Genomic DNA, 15,607 nt, shown 5'->3' with positions numbered 1-15,607 from the left:
CGCCCCGAAGGCAAAGGTGTCCACGCGCGGACTCGCCTCCCAGACAACTCGCCCTTGCAGGGCTCAGACAAGTCTGGTCGCTCGCTCGTCCGCCTAGCGTGGCCAACCTGCCGGGGCGCTTGAATGTTCACTGTACAGACCCGGGCATCGATTGGTGGTGGAATGCCGGGCGACGCACGGTGCTCCTCCCCTGCAGCGACATTCAGGGACATTGGCCCAAGCGGACCGAGCAGGCGCGATCAGAGGGCGGCCCCGACCGTGTGTTTTGGAGGGGCGACCTCCGCGATCGAGAGGTCACGCGAGGGATCAACCAATGGACCGTCGCCAAGGGCGGGGAGGACCGTGCAGGTCGCCCGCAGAAAACGAAGAGAAGTATCGTTTTGGCTCAACAGGCGTCGTCAGAATCAAACGCAATGTCCCCCTCAGCCCCAAACTGAGGCTTGGGGTCACCGGGCTTGATGGTTTGAAACGGAAAGAGTTTTCGGTCCATCAGGTGGGAAGGTACCACCGTCGACAGCGACGTGAACAGGTTCGCAATCCACCGTGGGTTCTGCTTTTCCCACTGGTTCAGCAATTGCGCCATTTCCTTGCGCTTGAGGTTTTCCTGGCTGCCGCACAGGTTGCACGGGATGATCGGAAATTCCCGGGCTTGGGCATAACGGGCCAAATCCTTTTCCCGGCAATAGGCCAAGGGGCGAATCACGGTGTGCTCGCCGTTGTCGCTGACCAGTTTTGGGGGCATGCCCTTGATGCGGCCTCCGTAGAACAGGTTCAGCAGCAAGGTTTGAAGAATGTCGTCTTTGTGGTGGCCCAAGGCAATCTTGTTGCAACCCAGTTCCTTGGCCACGCGGTACAAAATGCCCCGGCGAAGGCGTGAGCACAAGGAGCAGGTGGTTTTGCCTTCAGGAATCACCCGTTTCACGATGGAATAAGTGTCCTGTTCTTCAATGTGAAAAGGCACATTGATGCTGCGCAGGTACGTGGGCAGAACCTCCTCCGGGAAACCTGGCTGCTTCTGGTCCAGGTTCACAGCGATGATGTCGAAATCGATCGGGGCGCGCTCACGCAGCAGCATCAGCACGTCCAGCAGGCCGTAGCTGTCTTTGCCGCCCGACAGGCACACCATCACCTTGTCGCCAGCTTCAATCATGTTGAAGTCGCCGATGGCCTCACCGACATTCTTCACCAAACGCTTTTGCAGTTTGTTGAACTCGAAGGCTTCCTTTTGCTCGTCCCGTGTGGGGAATGAGTCTGTCCCTTCATCCTGCGTCGCCACCTTGGGCGGGAAGAACTGCAGGGCCTGTTCGGAAAACTGGGTCATGGCAATCAACTCAAAAAATCAAATGGGGTTCAGCGGGCCTGCTTGAAGCGGAACACTTCAACACCTGCGGATTCGCAGTCGGGGTACACCTCAGACTTTTCAGCGCGAACGCGGGCCGCCACCACCTTGGGGTGTTCAAGCACCAAGTCCAGGGTTTGGTCCACCAGCCTTTCCAGCAGGCCAATGTGGCCGGATTGGATCAGCCCGTGAATGCCGGGGCGGACAAAGTCATAGTCCACCACGTCGGCCAGCAGGTCGCGCTCTGAGGGCGTGGAGGCGCATTTCACCCAGAAGTCGATGTTGATGCGCACCGCCTGTGTGCGGCCCAGCTCTTGAGGAAACACGCCAATGGCGGCGGACACGTCGAAATCGCGTATGAACACGCGCCGACAATCCGCCAGTCTTGAATCAAAAAACCAGTCTGTCATGGGTTCATCATGCTGAAGTCGCGGGCCATCGGCACCAAATGTTGACCACCATCGACCACCAAGGCGGTGCCGGTGATGGCAGGGCTGTTCACCAGAAACACCACGGCACGTGCGATGTCCTGCGGGTCACTGGACTTGCCCAGCGGTGAAATCTGGTGGGTTTGTTCAAATTGGTTTTCGGTCTGCAAATGCGAAATCAAGGTCAAGCCCGGGGCCACGCCGGTCACCCGCACTTTGGGGGCCAGTTCCATGGCCAGCAGGGTGGTTGCCGTCTGCAGGCCTGCTTTGCTCAGGGTGTAGCTTAGAAAGTCCGGGTTCAGGTTGTGCAGCTTTTGGTCCAGCAGGTTCACCACCACACCCTGTTCGCCCTCGGGTACTTGAGCGTGCAGCAGTTGGGCCAAGCGCACAGGGGCGGCCAGGTTGCTGGCCATGTGCCGCTGAAACAGGGCGATGTTGAACCCCTGGGCGGAATCGAATTCGAACAGCGAGGCGTTGTTGACCACGCAGCGCACAGGCCCGGCTTCGCAGGCCTGGGCAAACGCAGCTTGCACCTGCTTGTCGTCCTCAAGGTCGCCATGCACCAGCACGCAGCGCACCCCTTCAGCTTCTATGGCCTGAGCGGTGGCTTGGGCATCCTCGCGGGAATGGCGGTAGTGCAAGGCAATGTTCCAGCCGTCACGCGCCAGTTCCAGCGCAATGGCGCGCCCCAGCCTTTTGGCGCCGCCGGTGACCAGCGCAAATTCGGTACGGTGTTCAGGCATCGGGTACAATCCGGGGAAAAATGCGGTGTCTGTGGCATGGGAAAGGGCACCACCATGCAGGGGCGCTCGGTTGGCCATGCCAAGACTTTGTTTTCAAAGAATAACCCGTGATTGTAAACCAAGCGCTCCCTTTGCTGGGGAATTTCGATCAAGCCGTCCGGTTTGACACCTTCATGGCCCAAGCCCTGTATCACCCGCAGCATGGGTATTACAGCCGCGGGGAGGCTGTGTTCGGCGCACGCGGGGACTTCATCACCGCCCCCGAGCTAACCCCCCTGTTTGGCCATGCCTTGGCGCGCGGACTGGCCTCCGTGCTGGCGGCTTTGCCCGCCCGCCACATCTATGAGTTTGGAGCAGGCACCGGTGCCTTGGCCCACGCAGTGCTCAGCCAGTTGGGCGAAGACATCGAGGCGTATTTCATTGTGGACCTGTCGGCTGGTCTGAAAGCGCAGCAGTCGCAAACCCTGTCCACCCTGCCAGCCCACGTGCGTGCCAAGGTGCAATGGTTGAGTGCCCTGCCCGATGTGTTGGACGGTGTGGTGATAGGCAACGAGGTGCTGGATGCCATGCCCGTGCGCCGTTTCCGCTGGCATGAGCAAGCGATTCAAGAGGCCTGGGTAGTGCGCCAAGGTGAGGCGCTGACTTGGCAATGGGAAGCTGCCCCCAAAGACCTGTGCGACCGGGTGATGCCCTTGGTGCAGGCGCACGGCCCCTGGCCGGAAGGCTACCAGTCTGAAGTGTGTGAGCAGGCACAGGCCTGGGTGCGCACCCTGACGGCACGGCTCAATGGGGTGGCCTTGATGGTGGATTATGGCTACCACGCCGGTTTGTATTACCACCCGTCACGAACCCAAGGCACCCTTCGAGCCACGGCCCGCCATGTGGCGCATGACGATTTTCTGCTCAACCCGGGTCAACAAGATTTGACTGCCCACGTGGACTTCAGCGCCATGTATGCGGCGCTGTCGGCGGCTGGCGGGCAGTTGGAGGGGTATTGCACGCAGTCAGGCTTGTTGCGTGGGCTGGGTATTCTGGACATGGCCAGCCAATGGCCCGACTGGAGCGACCCTGTGCGGGGTGGGCCCGCCCGTCAAGCCGTTCACATGTTGCTGGCTGACCATGAAATGGGCAGCCAGTTCAAGGCGCTGGTGTGGTCCCGGGGTGTGGAACTGCCGGAGGATGCCTTGTTGCTGCAGGCCGCTTGGGCGGATGATCACAGCGGCGACCTGTAACCCCGCTCAACTGGCCGCCGCAGGGCAATCCAGCAGTTCACCTTTGGGCACCAAGGCGTAAATGGCTTGTAGTTTGTCCATTTGGGCGGGGGTGCCCCGCAGTTCAAAGTAACCACGTTTGGGGCCCAGCCGTTCTCGAATCTCTACATGGTCCAGTCCTTTGGACTGCATGTCTTTTCGGTGTTGCTCAGCCCTGTCCCTGTCCCTGAAAAGGCCCAGTGAAATCGTGCCTTGCAATGGCCCCGGTGTGTTGATGGCAAACCAGTCCCGTATGCCCTTGGATTGCAGCAGGGCAATGTCCCCGGCGGGGCCAGTCCGGGTTTTGTCCAGATACACGATGTAGCCCACCGGCACTTCCCGTTCCACCCGTTGCGACTGTCCTGTCCATTCACTCAAGGCGCTGGCGATTCGGTCGGCATCACCGGCCACAAACGGACCCCACAGGCGGCACCCGCGCACGGACGGATCGGCCTGTGCGCTCGCCTCCTCAATGGCTTGGTTCAGGCTGCTGGCCCCCTGTTGAAGGTCGATCTTGACGGCGGGTGCTTTGGGCGCGTCGGTGCTTGGGGCTGCTACAGCCCAAGGCCGCTCGATGGCCACCAGTTCCGCACGTTTCCCGGGGTCGCCCGCTGAACGTTGTGGCATGAATGGCCACAGCCAAAACACAGCGGCCAGCACCCCGTTGAATGCCACACCCAGCAGCAACACCGTGTATGTTTGACGGGCCCGGCTCATGGTGCGGCCCCCAAAGCCTGACAGGCCGCGTCCACCCACAGGCCTTCCATCACACCGCGTTCCAGCAGGCGGGCAGAGGGCCAATGGGGCAACATGGCCTGTGCATGGCCGCCACTGAGCCACACCTGCGGCGTTTGCCCAGTGTGCTGTTCGGCCACACGGCAGGCTTGGGCAATCAGGCCGACTTGGCTGTGCAGCACCCCCGCGCCAATGGCGTCGTGCGTGCGGGTGGGCCAATCCACATCGGTAAGGCGGGCCATGGGAAGCTGGGCTGTTTGTTGGGCCAGGCTGCTCAGCATGGTGTGCACCCCGGGCGCAATCCAGCCGCCGGCGTGTTCGCCAGGGGTGCCTGGCAACACCAGGTCCACCGTGGTGGCCGTGCCCAGGCTGACTGCCAGTTGTGGTGCCACGCTGCCTTCAAGCTGTGCGCGGTGGGCCACAGCCAGTGACAGTGCCCATCGGTCTTGCCCCAAAATGAAGGGGTCCGCATAGCGGGTTCGCATCAGTGGGTTGTTGGTGGGCGAAATTCGCCGTTGGCTGACTTTCAGGGCTTCGCAGGCGGCTTGCATCAATGGCTCAAAACGCGTGCCGAGCACGCTGCACCACAGCACTTCATGAATGCCATCGTATAAGCGCAGTTGGTCCGCCAGCGCGGCTTGCAAAGCGCCAATAGGCCACACTTCATCGCTGGGCATGGCGCTACCGGGCAAGTCAGCGTCCAGTGTGGGCAATTGGCCCAGGCCGGTGGGCGCGGATGCGGCGGCAAATTTGATCCGGGTGTTACCCGCATCCATCAACAGCAGGCGCTTCATGGTCGGCTCCGCAGGGACAGGTCCCCCACCAGCACGGTTTCAAGGCCATGCGCAGTCTCAATCAAGTAGGTGCCCTCGGTGCCCACGCCCCAAGCCTTGCCTTCCAGGTGCAAATCAGGTCCGTCCCACACTTGAACCACCTGCCCCCGAAACACATCGCGCGAATTGAACTGCGCCATGAGGCTGGCCTGTTGCCCATTCAAGGCTGCTTCAATGGCCGACACCACGCAGGGCAGCAGTCGCTCGGCCAAGGTTTGGGCTTCAGGCATGGGTTTGTTCAAAGGCCAGTGTGCTTGAAGGCTGGTGCGGGGCAGCGGTGCAGTGGGTGAGCTTGGGGCTGCGGTGGGTTGTTCCGGCACCGCGCCAATGTTGATGCCGATGCCCACCACAACAGCAGGGCCGCAAGCCGTGTCTGTCGCTTCACACAAAATGCCGCCAACTTTGGCGCCATCAATCAGAATGTCGTTGGGCCACTTCAACTGGGACTGCACCCCGAGGCTGGTCAGCCCCTGAGCCACGCCGATTCCAGCGCACAGGGGCAGACAGGGCAAGGCACTGCCTGCCATCGGCAGTGCGATCGACAGGCACAGGCTTTGGCCCGCTGCGCTGTGCCAAACCCGCCCGGCACGGCCCCGCCCACCCGTCTGGCGGTGGGCCAGCATGGCCACAATACCGGTCCAGGGGGTGTGCCGGCAGTGCTCAAGCAGCGCGGAGTTGCTTGAGTCCACTTGATCCACAACGATCCAGTGAACCTCAGCTTGGGTTAACATCATCACAGTCTTTCAATCGCATGCGGGAATCCGCACAGTGGGGCCATCATACCCCACTCCTGTTCTGTTCCGAGCCACTTTTGCCGACACCAGACCGACGCCAGCCCTTGATTCAGGACGCCTTGCGGACCACGAACCCGCATCGCGGGCTGCTGATTTTCGCCTGCGTGTACGCCTGTCTGGTGGTTCACCTCAGCCTGTTTCCTTATGTGAATTGGCGCTCAATCGGCATAGGCCCGTTTGAATTTGTTCTGGGCCCGTGGGTGCCCATTCATCAAACCTTGCTGTGGGCCGACATCATCGTGAACGTGGCTGGCTATTTGCCGCTGGGGTTTTGTTTGGCCTTGGGCACCAGCCGGTCGGTGCGCAGCCGCGATGTTCTGCTGGTCGGTGTGGTGTGCCTTGGCTTGTCGTTTTCGGTGGAAGCCCTTCAAACCTATCTGCCCACCCGTGTGCCCTCAAAAATGGATGTGCTCACCAATGTGATGGGCGGGGTGTTGGGGGCTTTGCTGGCGGTTGCGCTGACGGCCCGTAACCCATGGGTTGCTGGGCTGAACCGTCGGCTGGAATCGTGGTTGATTGACCGTGCCTGGCTGGGGGCGCTGCTCTTGGTGTTGTGGTTTCTGGCCATATTGCCACCCCAAAACCCGCCGTTCAGCATGGGGTTTTGGTTGGGCAATTTGTTCGACATTCCCGGCCCCCAAATTCAAAGTACGCCATTTGGCCTGCCAGCCTCATTCATTTTGCAGGTGGAGCAATGGGCACCCAATGTGCTGAATTACTGTTGGTTGATGTGTGCTTGGCTGATTGGTTTGGCACAAACCCAGTCCGGTTCACCACGGCTGCGGATGGTGCTGGTGCTGATCGCAATCACCGTGTTGCTGCGCAGCCTTGAGGGCTTGATTCTCTTTCCTGTGGATGCGTGGGTTTACCAATCGGGCCTTTGGCTGGGGGCGCACGGTGCTGGGTTGTTTTTGGCCGTGTTGGCGGCGGTGGCCGTGTCGTTTGAACGGCTTGCACCTCATCACCTGGCCCGCTTGAGTCTGCTTCACTTGGTGGTTGGGTGGTCGCTCACTTTGCTATTGCCTGGGGTTTATGACCCCGATTTGACAGTGCGTGGCCCCGGCTGGATTGGCTTGTTCCGCTCACTTCAGGAGGCAGGGCGCTGGATCAGTGAGCTCTGGCCCATTCTTGCACTCACCATTTTGATTTTCCTGAGCCGGCCTGAGGCCCGTTTTCGGCGATAATTAATGCTCCTTCTTGGCGTTTGTCCAAGCGGCCCTCTGTTCGCCTCTCCCCTTCAGGTCTCTGCGCATGAGCTACTTCGACAAGCATGTGTTTTTCTGTACGAACCAGCGTGACAACGGCGAGCGCAGTTGTGGCGATTGTGCCGCCTCCGAGGTGCACGCCTACGCCAAAGCCCGCATCAAGGAACTGGGCCTGAATGGCCAAGGCAAAGTTCGGATGAACAAAGCGGGTTGCCTGGATCGCTGCGATGAGGGGCCAGTTTTGGTGGTCTATCCAGAGGGGGTTTGGTACACCTTCGTGGACAAAGAGGATGTGGATGAAATCATCGACAGTCACTTGGTCCGTGGTGAGGTGGTTGAGCGCCTGCGACTGCCATGAACCCCAGAACCCGTCATGCAGTGTGGCCAGGTTTGGCCGGCGACATCGAGGTGTCCATTGACGAGCCCACAGAGGCTTTGCGCGGCTTGGCCGTGGTGGCGCATCCGCATCCGCTGTTTGGTGGCACCAAAGACAACAAAGTGGTGCAAACCATTGCCCGGGCCTTCCTGCAATTGGGTTTGGTGACGGTGCGGTTCAATTTCAGGGGTGTGGGCCAGAGTGCGGGTGTCCACGACCATGGGCAGGGCGAGCGTGATGATTTGGTGAACCTTGTCCAGCGGGCCCGGTCTGAACTGTTGCCTGCTGAACTGCTCGAGCAACCGGTGGCGCTGGCCGGTTTTTCGTTTGGTGCTTTTGTGGCCAGCCATGCGGCCCAGGTATTGCGCTCCCAAGGCGTGCCCGTGGGTAAGTTGGCCTTGGTCGGCACGGCCACCAGCCGCTTCAATGTGGCGGATGTGCCTGCGGACACGCTGGTCATCCACGGCGAAGTGGATGACACCGTGCCGCTGGACACGGTGATGCAATGGGCCAATCGCCAGCAGATACCCGTCATGGTGATGCCCGGCGTGGAGCATTTTTTTCATGGCAAGTTGCCTCAACTCAAAGACATGCTGGTGCGTTATTACCCAGCCTGAGCCTGAAGGCCTGTCGAATTCACAACAATCAAGGAGCGTGTTTTGTTCAAGTCCGGTTTCACTCTGTTTCGGCAGACCTTGCGCACTGTAGCGCTGGCCTGCACCCTGGCGGCCACAGCCGTGCATGCCCAAAATTCAGCCATGCCCCCTGTGCCCGACATCGGCGCCAAGGGTTACATGTTGTTGGACCTGACCACTGGCCAAACCTTGGCCGAACTGAACAGCCACCAGCGGCTTGAGCCCGCCTCACTCACCAAGCTGATGACTGCGTACCTCGTGTTCTCGGCCTTGCAGAACAAGCAGATCAAACTGGACCAGCAGGTGCCCGTGTCGCCCACCGCGTGGAAGGCAGAGGGCTCCCGCATGTTTATCGAGCCCAACAAACCCGTGAACGTGGAAGAACTGCTCTACGGCATGATCGTTCAGTCCGGCAATGACGCCACGCGTGCGCTGGCCGAACTGCTGGGCGGCGACGAAAGCAATTTCGCCAACCTGATGAACCAGCAGGCCAAACGCCTGGGCATGAACGAGTCCAACTTCCGCAACGCCAGTGGCCTGCCCGACCCGCAGCACTACACCACGGCCAACGACCTGGCCATTCTGGCCCGCCGCATCATTCAAGACTTTCCAAGCTACTACAAAATGTATTCCACCAAGGAGTACACCTACAACGGCATTCGCCAGCCCAACCGCAACCGACTGTTGTGGATCGATTCCTCCGTTGATGGCATGAAAACCGGCCACACTGACGCCGCCGGTTATTGCTTGGTCAGCTCGGCCGTTCGCAAGTTGCCCAATGGCGTTGACCGTCGTTTGCTGTCGATTGTGTTGGGCACCGCATCGGACCAAGCCCGCACTCAGGAAAGCCTGAAGCTGTTCAACTATGGGTTCCAGATGTTTGACACCGTCAAGTTGTATGGCGCCCGTCAGCCCATCAGCACGAGCGTCGTGTACAAAGGCCAGGCCCGCGAGGTTCAACTCGGCGTGATACGCGACCTGATGTACAACGTGCCCCGAGGCAGCGCGGCCAACCTGAAAGCCAGTGTGGAAAAGAAGGAAACCCTGATCGCCCCCATCAAGGCGGGCACTGAGCTGGGTACCTTGAAGCTGACCCTGGATGGCCAACTCGTGGGCACTGTGCCGCTGGTGGCACTGAGCAATGTGGACGAGGCTGGTATTTTCGGCCGCTTGGTGGATTCAGCCAAGCTCTGGATCGACAAATAAGAGGCCTGTGATGGATGTGATTGGTTCCGGCCCGCGCAAGGACAGCCTGATCGAGTTCCCATGCCACTTTCCCATCAAGGTGATGGGAAAGAGCGTGCCCGAGTTTGCGCAGGTCATCGCCGACCTGCTCGGCGCCATGAACCCCGGCTTTGACCCCGGCAGTATCGAGATGCGTCCCAGCAGCAAGGGCACCTACATCAGCCTGACTTGCACCGTCAGGGTCTCCAGTCAAGATGAGCTCGATGCCATCTACCGTGCCCTCACCGGGCACGAGCTGGTGTCTATCGTTCTTTGATCAAGCGGCTGCTTTGGCAGCCTTCTTGCGGCGGGCGGGTGTTTTGGTAACCTGAGACCTGGGCCGCAACCAGTCCGCGCTGGTTTGCCACACATTGCTCACCGCCTTGCTGCCCAGAATCACGCCCATGTGGCCGCCGGGCGCCAGCATGAACGTCTTGTCATCAGAACTCACCAGCTTCAAGCTCTGTTTGGCCATGCTGGCGGGCACCAAGTGGTCGGTGTCGCCCGCAAACACCAACAGATTGCTGCGGATGTTTTGCAGTTCGGTGAATTTATCCCCAACCTTCATGCGGCCTTTGGCCAATTTGTTGTCCACCGCGAACCGAACCATGAAGTCACGCACCACACCGCCCGGGTACAGCATCATGTTGTTCAGGTAATCCGAGGTGGTGGTGTGCTGCACGACAAAGTCCCTGTCAGACAGGCGGGTCAACAAGTCCCAATAGGTGGTGATGCTGGCCACAGGCGCGGTCAATTTAAAGCCCAGGCTGACCACCCAGCCCGGTGGGCTGAACAGGGCAGGGTTGATCCGGTCCAGCCGGAATTCGCTGTATTTGCGAATAAACCGTGCGGTCACATTCAACGTGTTTGAGGCCACACTCATGATGTTCCTGCCGTTGCGCAGGTCGACCGGGCTGGCAATGGTCACCAGGTTCTGAATCCGTCGGTCTTCCCCGTACCCGGCGTACAGCAGGCACAGCAGCCCACCCATGCACCAGCCCATGAGGGAAATGTCCTCCGACCGGCTGTGCGCGCGGATGGCCTTCAGCGCCTCGCCCATCATGTCGTGGCTGTAGTCGTACAGCCCAAGGTGGGCGTGTTTGCGCTCAGGCTTGCCCCAGTCAATCAGGTACACACGAAAGCCCGCTTGCACCATGAATTTGACCAGGCTGCGGTCTGGCATCAAATCGAAGGTTTCAGTGGTCACACCCAGTGGGGGCACCAGCACCAAGGGAATGCCGTGTTGGCGCTGGGGTGGGGTTTCTTCTTCGCCGTCCACCAAGCTAGCCCGTGGGGCTTGCAACTCCGGTTCGTAATACCGAACCCGCATCGGGTCCAGTTCAGCAATCACGTCATAGCCGGTCTTTCCGGACTGAACCAGAATGTCCTTGCGAAACAGCCAGTCCGCAGCATTCGTTGCAGTCTGTGCAGCCACTTCATTGAGCTTTAGCGCTGTTTTGAATAATGTTTTCACGTCAAGCCGGCCTGTGTTGCGTTGCGAAAAATCACGAAGTCGAAGTGTATACGGGCTGTTGGTCGTTTCGGATGAATGTTTACTCTAGAAGTGAAGGAATTGGCCTAAGTGTCCAGTTCGCTCCACAGTTTCATCCAGATGGTTTTTCCCACGCCATCGAGTTCATGCACGATTCGAATGAACCGTTCCCGTGCGTCGATGTTCACCCACTGCTCAGGCAGAAATGGGTCATACACCACATGTTTGATGGCTTGGCTGCCCAGCAGGAAACTCTCCCGCGCAGCCACCTCCACCTCCAGCAAATCATGGCGCTCCAACCACGTCCTGATTTTCAGCTCATGCTGGGTGTACAAAGTCTCCAATTGGCCCGGGTTCCACAAAGCGTGAATGCGTTTTTCCGTGTCTTTATCAAAATCTCTGGCGCGGAACACGGGTGCGTCTTCTTCCAGCCCCAGCCGATACAGGCGTGCCCGCACCGCGTCAGGGCTGTCCTCAATGTTGTCGGCACGAATGAACAGGTGAGGGTTCAAGGCCTGAAAGCCCAACATGTGCAGGGAACGGTTGCGCGCACGTTGTTGCTTGGCTTCAGCCCGGGTCAGTTTGTCGGCTTGAACCACGAGGTAATCGCCAGCCCAAGGGCGAACCCGCTGGGCCTTTGTGCGCCAAGTGGCCACGTCGTCGGCCAGCAGGTGGGCATCGTCAGTTAACTGGTACAAGGCCCGTCCAGCCGATTCAATCAGCCCTTCAGCCGACAGCCGAACCAGCGCCACACGGGTGTTGTTCACACTGATGTCGAAAATCGCGCAGGCCGCAATGGCTTGCCGTGCCGACAAGGGGCGGCCATCGTTGGCCAGCAGCAGGTCGAGAATCAGGCTTTTTGCGGTGGGTTTGCGCACAGTTCGTTCATCAATTGAAGGACAAGCCCAGAGTGTATTGAAGCTGACCCTGCGGCGCAAACCTGTGCCCTCGTTTGTGCGATGATTGCCGGGCGAAAAACAGGAGACAGCATGATCAACGCGTGGATATCGGACACGGCGCAAGCCGAAGAAGCCCAATTCAGGAGCCTGGATGAGGCATCCCTGCCGCCGGGTGAGGTCCGCATCAAAGTCCTGTACTCCTGCCTCAACTACAAGGACGCGCTGGCGCTGACCCACACTGCACCCATTGCCCGCACCTACCCCATGGTGCATGGCATTGATGCGGTGGGGCAGGTGATTGAGTCCCAGTCCGACCTGTGGCCTGTGGGCACGCTTTGCCAAGTCAATGACTGGGGCTTGGGCGAGACCCACTGGGGTGGGCTGTCCGAGCAAGTGCGTGTGCCAGCCAACTGGGTGTCGCCCCTGCCTGAAGGCCGCAGTGCCCGTTGGGCCGCCGCCTTGGGCACCGCTGGCTACACGGCCGCGTTGTGCGTCATGGCGCTGCTCGATCACCCCGTTCGCCCCGGCGATGGCCCAGTGTTGGTCACTGGCGTCAGCGGTGGTGTAGGGTCGGTCAGTTGCCTGTTACTCAAACACCTCGGCTACGAGGTGGTTGGTTTGACCGGCTCCATCGATGCCACGGGCGCACCTGTGTCCGAATCGGCGGCTGCGCATTTTGCAAGGTTGGGCTTGGCCTCTACGCACCTCATTCACCGCGATTCACTGTCTCGCCCCGGCAAGCCCTTGCAAAAAGAGCAGTTCGCCGCCGTGGTGGACAGCGTGGGCAGTCACACTTTGGCCAATGCCTGCGCACAAACTCAATATGGGGGCGTAGTTGCAGCCTGTGGCTTGGCGCAGGGCATGGATTTTTCCGCGTCAGTGGCCCCCTTCATTCTCCGCGGCATTACCTTGCGGGGCATCAACTGTGTGTATCGCAGCCACGAAGAAAGGGCGCGTGCTTGGGGCATGTTGGCCGAGGCCTTGGGCGAATACGACCTCGATTTCATGATCAAAGAAGTGCGTCTGCCCCAGGCTCTCGACAGCGCGCGTCTGGTTCTGTCCAATCAGTTGCAAGGCCGGGTGGTGGTGAACTGTGCCTAAGCAGCCTCTGTCCCTTTGGCCTTATCTGGCCTTGGTGCTTAACGCCCTGGTGTGGGGAACGTCCTGGTGGCCCTTGCGCACGCTCAACGAGTTGGGCTTGCACGCCCTGTGGGCGTCCTCGGCCACCTATCTGCTGGGCTCGGCCGCGTTGGTGCTGTTTCGTCCTTCCACCCTCAGGGAAGTCTTGGCCACCCCAGCCCTGTGGTTGCTGGCCCTGGCTGCAGGCACAACCATGGTGGGTTTTAACTGGGGCATCACCATCGCGGATGTCATCCGGGTGGTCCTGCTGTTTTATCTCATGCCTGTTTGGGCGGTACTTTTGGCCCGGTGGGTGCTCAACGAAGCCATCACAGTCAAATCGATCATTCGAATCGCACTGGCCCTGTTGGGCGCCACCCTGGTGCTAAGCCCTGAGGGGCAAGTGGCTTTCCCGGTGCCCTCGGCACTCGGCGAGTGGTTGGGCCTCATGGGCGGTGCCGCTTTTGCCTTGAACAATGTCCTCTTGCGCCATCAGCAATCCAGCTCGGCGCAGGCCCGCCTGCTTGGCATGTTCCTCGGCGGGGCGGTGGTGCCTGCGGTGGTTGCGCTGGCCTTGGGTGTATTGGCCTTCACCGGTTCTGGCATTCCAGTTCCAGCCTTCCCGGGGTGGTTGGGTGTTGCTGTGCTGGCTGGGTTTGCCGTGGCTTTGTTGGTGGCCAATTATGGTTTGCAGTTTGGCGCGTCTCGCCTGCCGGCCAATGTCACCTCGGTGGTGATGCTTTCCGAAGTGGTGTTCGCCACGGCAAGTGCGGTGCTTTTTGCGAACGAAGTACTCACCGGGCAAGTGGCTATCGGTGGGATGCTGATCATGGGGGCCGCTATTTTGGCGGCATGGGATGACCAGTCCGGCGCCCACTGACCCATTACCCGTCATTGCTCAGCGGCGCTTCCAAGTTCGCATCACGTAGTCCATCAGTGGGTAGGTTATGTTGAAGTTGTGATGCGCCATCTCCCGAGGGTCGTGGTGAGTGGTGTGCAGCCGGGCCAATGCTGAAAACCCGGGAATGCGATGCACCCAATGGTTGGCCCTCAGGTGGTAAGACAGGTGCAGCAGCTCGTAATTCAGAAAGTATCCCAAGCCTGACGCGGTGAACAACAGCGCCACATTGCGCCCCACAGCCCAATCCAGCATCAGGGCGATCGGCAGAAAAAACGCCACCAAAAAGAAGCTCACCAGCACCGGCGGAAACAGCACCGCCTTGAAGTCACGGGTCGATCCAATTTCCATGTGGTTTTGGCTGAAGAAGCGGTGGTGTTGCAAGGCATGCCGCCTGTACACCAAGTTCAATCCCCGAACCGGTCTGTGCATCACAAACTTGTGCCCGGCCCATTCGGCAAAGTTGGCGTACACCAAGGTCAGTGGCACTGTGCCCCATTCCCATCCATGCATGGGGGCAAGGTGGTGGATGCACAGCCCGATGATCAGCAGCGACAGGCTGGTGGTGAAAGCCAAATGCAGCAGACCGCGATAACCGGGGCCAATGTGGGCCTGCCGGTATTCCTCACGCCATTGTTCCAGTTCTATCGTTTGGGTTTCGTGCGTGTCAGTCATGGGCTTTTCGCCTCTGGAGTGTTGGTGAGCGGTCAATGGCCCGTTGTCTCTGCCAGCATCATGCCCCCGAATGTCATGCACTTCAATCCGAAATATTCGCACGCGCACCCCAGCGCCGCTGGTACACTGAAAAACAGGCGGGCGAACCTACAGCCATCAATGCACAACAGCCCCCAGCAAGGAGACAGCCATGAATGCACCCCACACGCCATCCAGTGTCAAGCCGCTCGTGTCCGACGCCGAATGGCAAATGCGAGTCGACCTCGCCGCTTGCTATCGCCTGGTGGCCCTGTATGGCTGGGATGACTTGGTGTTCACCCACATCTCCGCGCGGGTGCCCGGCCCCGACCATCACTTCCTGATCAACCCCTACGGCATGTTGTTTGAAGAAATCACGGCCAGCAGCTTGGTGAAAGTTGACTTGCAGGGCAACAAGGTCATGGAGTCCAGCTACGACATCAACCCCGCTGGTTTCACCATTCACAGCGCCATTCACGAGGCCCGCGAAGACGCCAACTGCGTCATTCACCTGCACACAGTGGAAGGTGTTGCCGTGTCCACGCAGCGCGAAGGCTTGCGGCCCCTGTCACAGCATTCGCTGTTCCCCTTGTCGGGCCTGAGTTACCACGATTACGAAGGCGTGGCCCTGAATCCGGACGAAAAGGTTCGGCTGGTGGCCGACTTGGGCGCCACACGCAGCATGATTCTGCGCAATCACGGTTTGTTGACTTGCGACACCACCGTCGCCGAGGCCTTCCTTCGCATGTTCTTTTTGCAGCGGGCATGCCAAATTCAGGTGCATGCCCTGGCGCAGGGTGCCGATGTCATCGAAGTGCCCGGTGCCATCGTAGCCGGCATCCAGCAGGCCGCCCGAAAGGTCACCCTGAATGCCGGTGGCAACATCGCCTGGCCTGCCTTGCTGCGCAAACTGAACCGCATCAGCCCCGATTACGCCGATTAAG

The 15,607-nt window shown here is 60.0% G+C and carries 18 protein-coding genes; 9 read left to right on the top strand and 9 right to left on the bottom strand.

What is annotated here, in order from left to right:
- Positions 1–385: 385 nt before the first annotated feature.
- From ttcA to ACK4FF_RS00685, 3 genes are read right to left on the bottom strand one after another with little or no spacing between them, the layout of a single operon-like run.
- Positions 386–1,321, bottom strand: a complete 936-nt coding sequence (gene ttcA / locus ACK4FF_RS00695; protein WP_409703442.1) for a tRNA 2-thiocytidine(32) synthetase TtcA — start codon at positions 1,319–1,321, stop codon at positions 386–388.
- Between the two features lie 29 nt (positions 1,322–1,350).
- Positions 1,351–1,749: a dihydroneopterin aldolase gene (locus ACK4FF_RS00690; RefSeq protein ID WP_409703439.1), complete on the bottom strand. Its 399-nt coding sequence runs from the start codon at positions 1,747–1,749 to the stop codon at positions 1,351–1,353.
- Positions 1,746–2,510, bottom strand: a complete 765-nt coding sequence (locus tag ACK4FF_RS00685) for an SDR family oxidoreductase (protein WP_409703436.1) — start codon at positions 2,508–2,510, stop codon at positions 1,746–1,748. The genes ACK4FF_RS00690 and ACK4FF_RS00685 overlap by 4 nt, the downstream gene beginning before the upstream one ends.
- A gap of 107 nt (positions 2,511–2,617) precedes the next feature.
- On the opposite strand from ACK4FF_RS00685, the gene ACK4FF_RS00680 reads away from it, so the two are divergent.
- Positions 2,618–3,742 (top strand): class I SAM-dependent methyltransferase, encoded by a 1,125-nt coding sequence (locus ACK4FF_RS00680; protein ID WP_409703433.1) that lies wholly within the window; start codon positions 2,618–2,620, stop codon positions 3,740–3,742.
- Between the two features lie 6 nt (positions 3,743–3,748).
- On the opposite strand, the gene ACK4FF_RS00675 is transcribed toward ACK4FF_RS00680, so the two are convergent.
- The 3 genes from ACK4FF_RS00675 to ACK4FF_RS00665 are packed head-to-tail and all read right to left on the bottom strand — an operon-like array spanning position 3,749 to position 6,062.
- Entirely contained in the window at positions 3,749–4,477 is a 729-nt protein-coding gene (locus ACK4FF_RS00675) for a hypothetical protein (RefSeq protein ID WP_409703430.1), read from the bottom strand.
- Positions 4,474–5,289, bottom strand: a complete 816-nt coding sequence (locus ACK4FF_RS00670) for a type III pantothenate kinase (protein ID WP_409703427.1) — start codon at positions 5,287–5,289, stop codon at positions 4,474–4,476. The genes ACK4FF_RS00675 and ACK4FF_RS00670 overlap by 4 nt, the downstream gene beginning before the upstream one ends.
- On the bottom strand, positions 5,286–6,062 hold the full coding sequence (locus ACK4FF_RS00665) for a biotin--[acetyl-CoA-carboxylase] ligase (protein ID WP_409703424.1): 777 nt from the start codon (positions 6,060–6,062) through the stop codon (positions 5,286–5,288). Before ACK4FF_RS00665 ends, ACK4FF_RS00670 begins: the two co-directional genes overlap by 4 nt.
- Positions 6,063–6,139: 77 nt before the next feature.
- Between ACK4FF_RS00665 and ACK4FF_RS00660 the strand changes: the two genes are divergently transcribed.
- The 5 genes from ACK4FF_RS00660 (at position 6,140) to ACK4FF_RS00640 (ending at position 9,839) form a co-directional block, all read left to right on the top strand.
- Positions 6,140–7,306 (top strand): VanZ family protein, encoded by a 1,167-nt coding sequence (locus ACK4FF_RS00660; protein ID WP_409703421.1) that lies wholly within the window; start codon positions 6,140–6,142, stop codon positions 7,304–7,306.
- A 67-nt stretch (positions 7,307–7,373) separates the two neighbouring features.
- Complete coding sequence (locus ACK4FF_RS00655) at positions 7,374–7,685, top strand: (2Fe-2S) ferredoxin domain-containing protein (protein ID WP_409703418.1); 312 nt, start codon at positions 7,374–7,376, stop codon at positions 7,683–7,685.
- Positions 7,682–8,320, top strand: a complete 639-nt coding sequence (locus tag ACK4FF_RS00650; protein WP_409703415.1) for an alpha/beta hydrolase — start codon at positions 7,682–7,684, stop codon at positions 8,318–8,320. Before ACK4FF_RS00655 ends, ACK4FF_RS00650 begins: the two co-directional genes overlap by 4 nt.
- A gap of 42 nt (positions 8,321–8,362) precedes the next feature.
- Positions 8,363–9,544, top strand: coding sequence for a D-alanyl-D-alanine carboxypeptidase family protein (locus ACK4FF_RS00645; protein WP_409703412.1), 1,182 nt, complete (start codon positions 8,363–8,365; stop codon positions 9,542–9,544).
- Between the two features lie 10 nt (positions 9,545–9,554).
- Entirely contained in the window at positions 9,555–9,839 is a 285-nt protein-coding gene (locus ACK4FF_RS00640; RefSeq protein WP_409703409.1) for a DUF493 family protein, read from the top strand.
- On the opposite strand, the gene ACK4FF_RS00635 is transcribed toward ACK4FF_RS00640, so the two are convergent.
- Positions 9,840–11,036 (bottom strand): alpha/beta fold hydrolase, encoded by a 1,197-nt coding sequence (locus ACK4FF_RS00635; RefSeq protein ID WP_409703406.1) that lies wholly within the window; start codon positions 11,034–11,036, stop codon positions 9,840–9,842.
- A gap of 104 nt (positions 11,037–11,140) precedes the next feature.
- Positions 11,141–11,932 carry a PaaX family transcriptional regulator gene (locus tag ACK4FF_RS00630; protein WP_409703403.1) on the bottom strand — a complete coding sequence of 264 codons (792 nt, stop codon included), beginning with the start codon at positions 11,930–11,932 and terminating at the stop codon, positions 11,141–11,143.
- 111 nt (positions 11,933–12,043) lie between these two features.
- On the opposite strand from ACK4FF_RS00630, the gene ACK4FF_RS00625 reads away from it, so the two are divergent.
- Positions 12,044–13,054, top strand: a complete 1,011-nt coding sequence (locus tag ACK4FF_RS00625; RefSeq protein WP_409703400.1) for an acryloyl-CoA reductase — start codon at positions 12,044–12,046, stop codon at positions 13,052–13,054.
- Positions 13,047–13,952, top strand: a complete 906-nt coding sequence (locus ACK4FF_RS00620) for a DMT family transporter (RefSeq protein ID WP_409703397.1) — start codon at positions 13,047–13,049, stop codon at positions 13,950–13,952. The genes ACK4FF_RS00625 and ACK4FF_RS00620 overlap by 8 nt, the downstream gene beginning before the upstream one ends.
- A gap of 18 nt (positions 13,953–13,970) precedes the next feature.
- Here ACK4FF_RS00620 and ACK4FF_RS00615 read toward each other — a convergent pair whose 3' ends face one another.
- Positions 13,971–14,645: a hypothetical protein gene (locus ACK4FF_RS00615; protein ID WP_409703394.1), complete on the bottom strand. Its 675-nt coding sequence runs from the start codon at positions 14,643–14,645 to the stop codon at positions 13,971–13,973.
- Positions 14,646–14,835: 190 nt separating this feature from the next.
- On the opposite strand from ACK4FF_RS00615, the gene ACK4FF_RS00610 reads away from it, so the two are divergent.
- On the top strand, positions 14,836–15,606 hold the full coding sequence (locus tag ACK4FF_RS00610) for a class II aldolase/adducin family protein (protein ID WP_409703391.1): 771 nt from the start codon (positions 14,836–14,838) through the stop codon (positions 15,604–15,606).
- Position 15,607 lies beyond the last annotated feature (1 nt).

The organism is Limnobacter sp. (genome assembly GCF_046297615.1).
GTDB lineage: Bacteria > Pseudomonadota > Gammaproteobacteria > Burkholderiales > Burkholderiaceae_B > Limnobacter.
This window is presented reverse-complemented; position numbering and strand designations above follow the sequence as displayed.

What these genes read in the sequence shown, in the direction of transcription:
- ttcA (WP_409703442.1), bottom strand. Translation starts at nt 1,321, where the DNA reads ATGACCCAGTTTTCCGAACAGGCCCTGCAGTTCTTCCCGCCCAAGGTG.
- ACK4FF_RS00690 (WP_409703439.1), bottom strand. Translation starts at nt 1,749, where the DNA reads ATGACAGACTGGTTTTTTGATTCAAGACTGGCGGATTGTCGGCGCGTG.
- ACK4FF_RS00685 (WP_409703436.1), bottom strand. Translation starts at nt 2,510, where the DNA reads ATGCCTGAACACCGTACCGAATTTGCGCTGGTCACCGGCGGCGCCAAA.
- ACK4FF_RS00675 (WP_409703430.1), bottom strand. Translation starts at nt 4,477, where the DNA reads ATGAGCCGGGCCCGTCAAACATACACGGTGTTGCTGCTGGGTGTGGCA.
- ACK4FF_RS00670 (WP_409703427.1), bottom strand. Translation starts at nt 5,289, where the DNA reads ATGAAGCGCCTGCTGTTGATGGATGCGGGTAACACCCGGATCAAATTT.
- ACK4FF_RS00665 (WP_409703424.1), bottom strand. Translation starts at nt 6,062, where the DNA reads ATGATGTTAACCCAAGCTGAGGTTCACTGGATCGTTGTGGATCAAGTG.
- ACK4FF_RS00655 (WP_409703418.1), top strand. Translation starts at nt 7,374, where the DNA reads ATGAGCTACTTCGACAAGCATGTGTTTTTCTGTACGAACCAGCGTGAC.
- ACK4FF_RS00650 (WP_409703415.1), top strand. Translation starts at nt 7,682, where the DNA reads ATGAACCCCAGAACCCGTCATGCAGTGTGGCCAGGTTTGGCCGGCGAC.
- ACK4FF_RS00640 (WP_409703409.1), top strand. Translation starts at nt 9,555, where the DNA reads ATGGATGTGATTGGTTCCGGCCCGCGCAAGGACAGCCTGATCGAGTTC.
- ACK4FF_RS00625 (WP_409703400.1), top strand. Translation starts at nt 12,044, where the DNA reads ATGATCAACGCGTGGATATCGGACACGGCGCAAGCCGAAGAAGCCCAA.
- ACK4FF_RS00615 (WP_409703394.1), bottom strand. Translation starts at nt 14,645, where the DNA reads ATGACTGACACGCACGAAACCCAAACGATAGAACTGGAACAATGGCGT.
- ACK4FF_RS00610 (WP_409703391.1), top strand. Translation starts at nt 14,836, where the DNA reads ATGAATGCACCCCACACGCCATCCAGTGTCAAGCCGCTCGTGTCCGAC.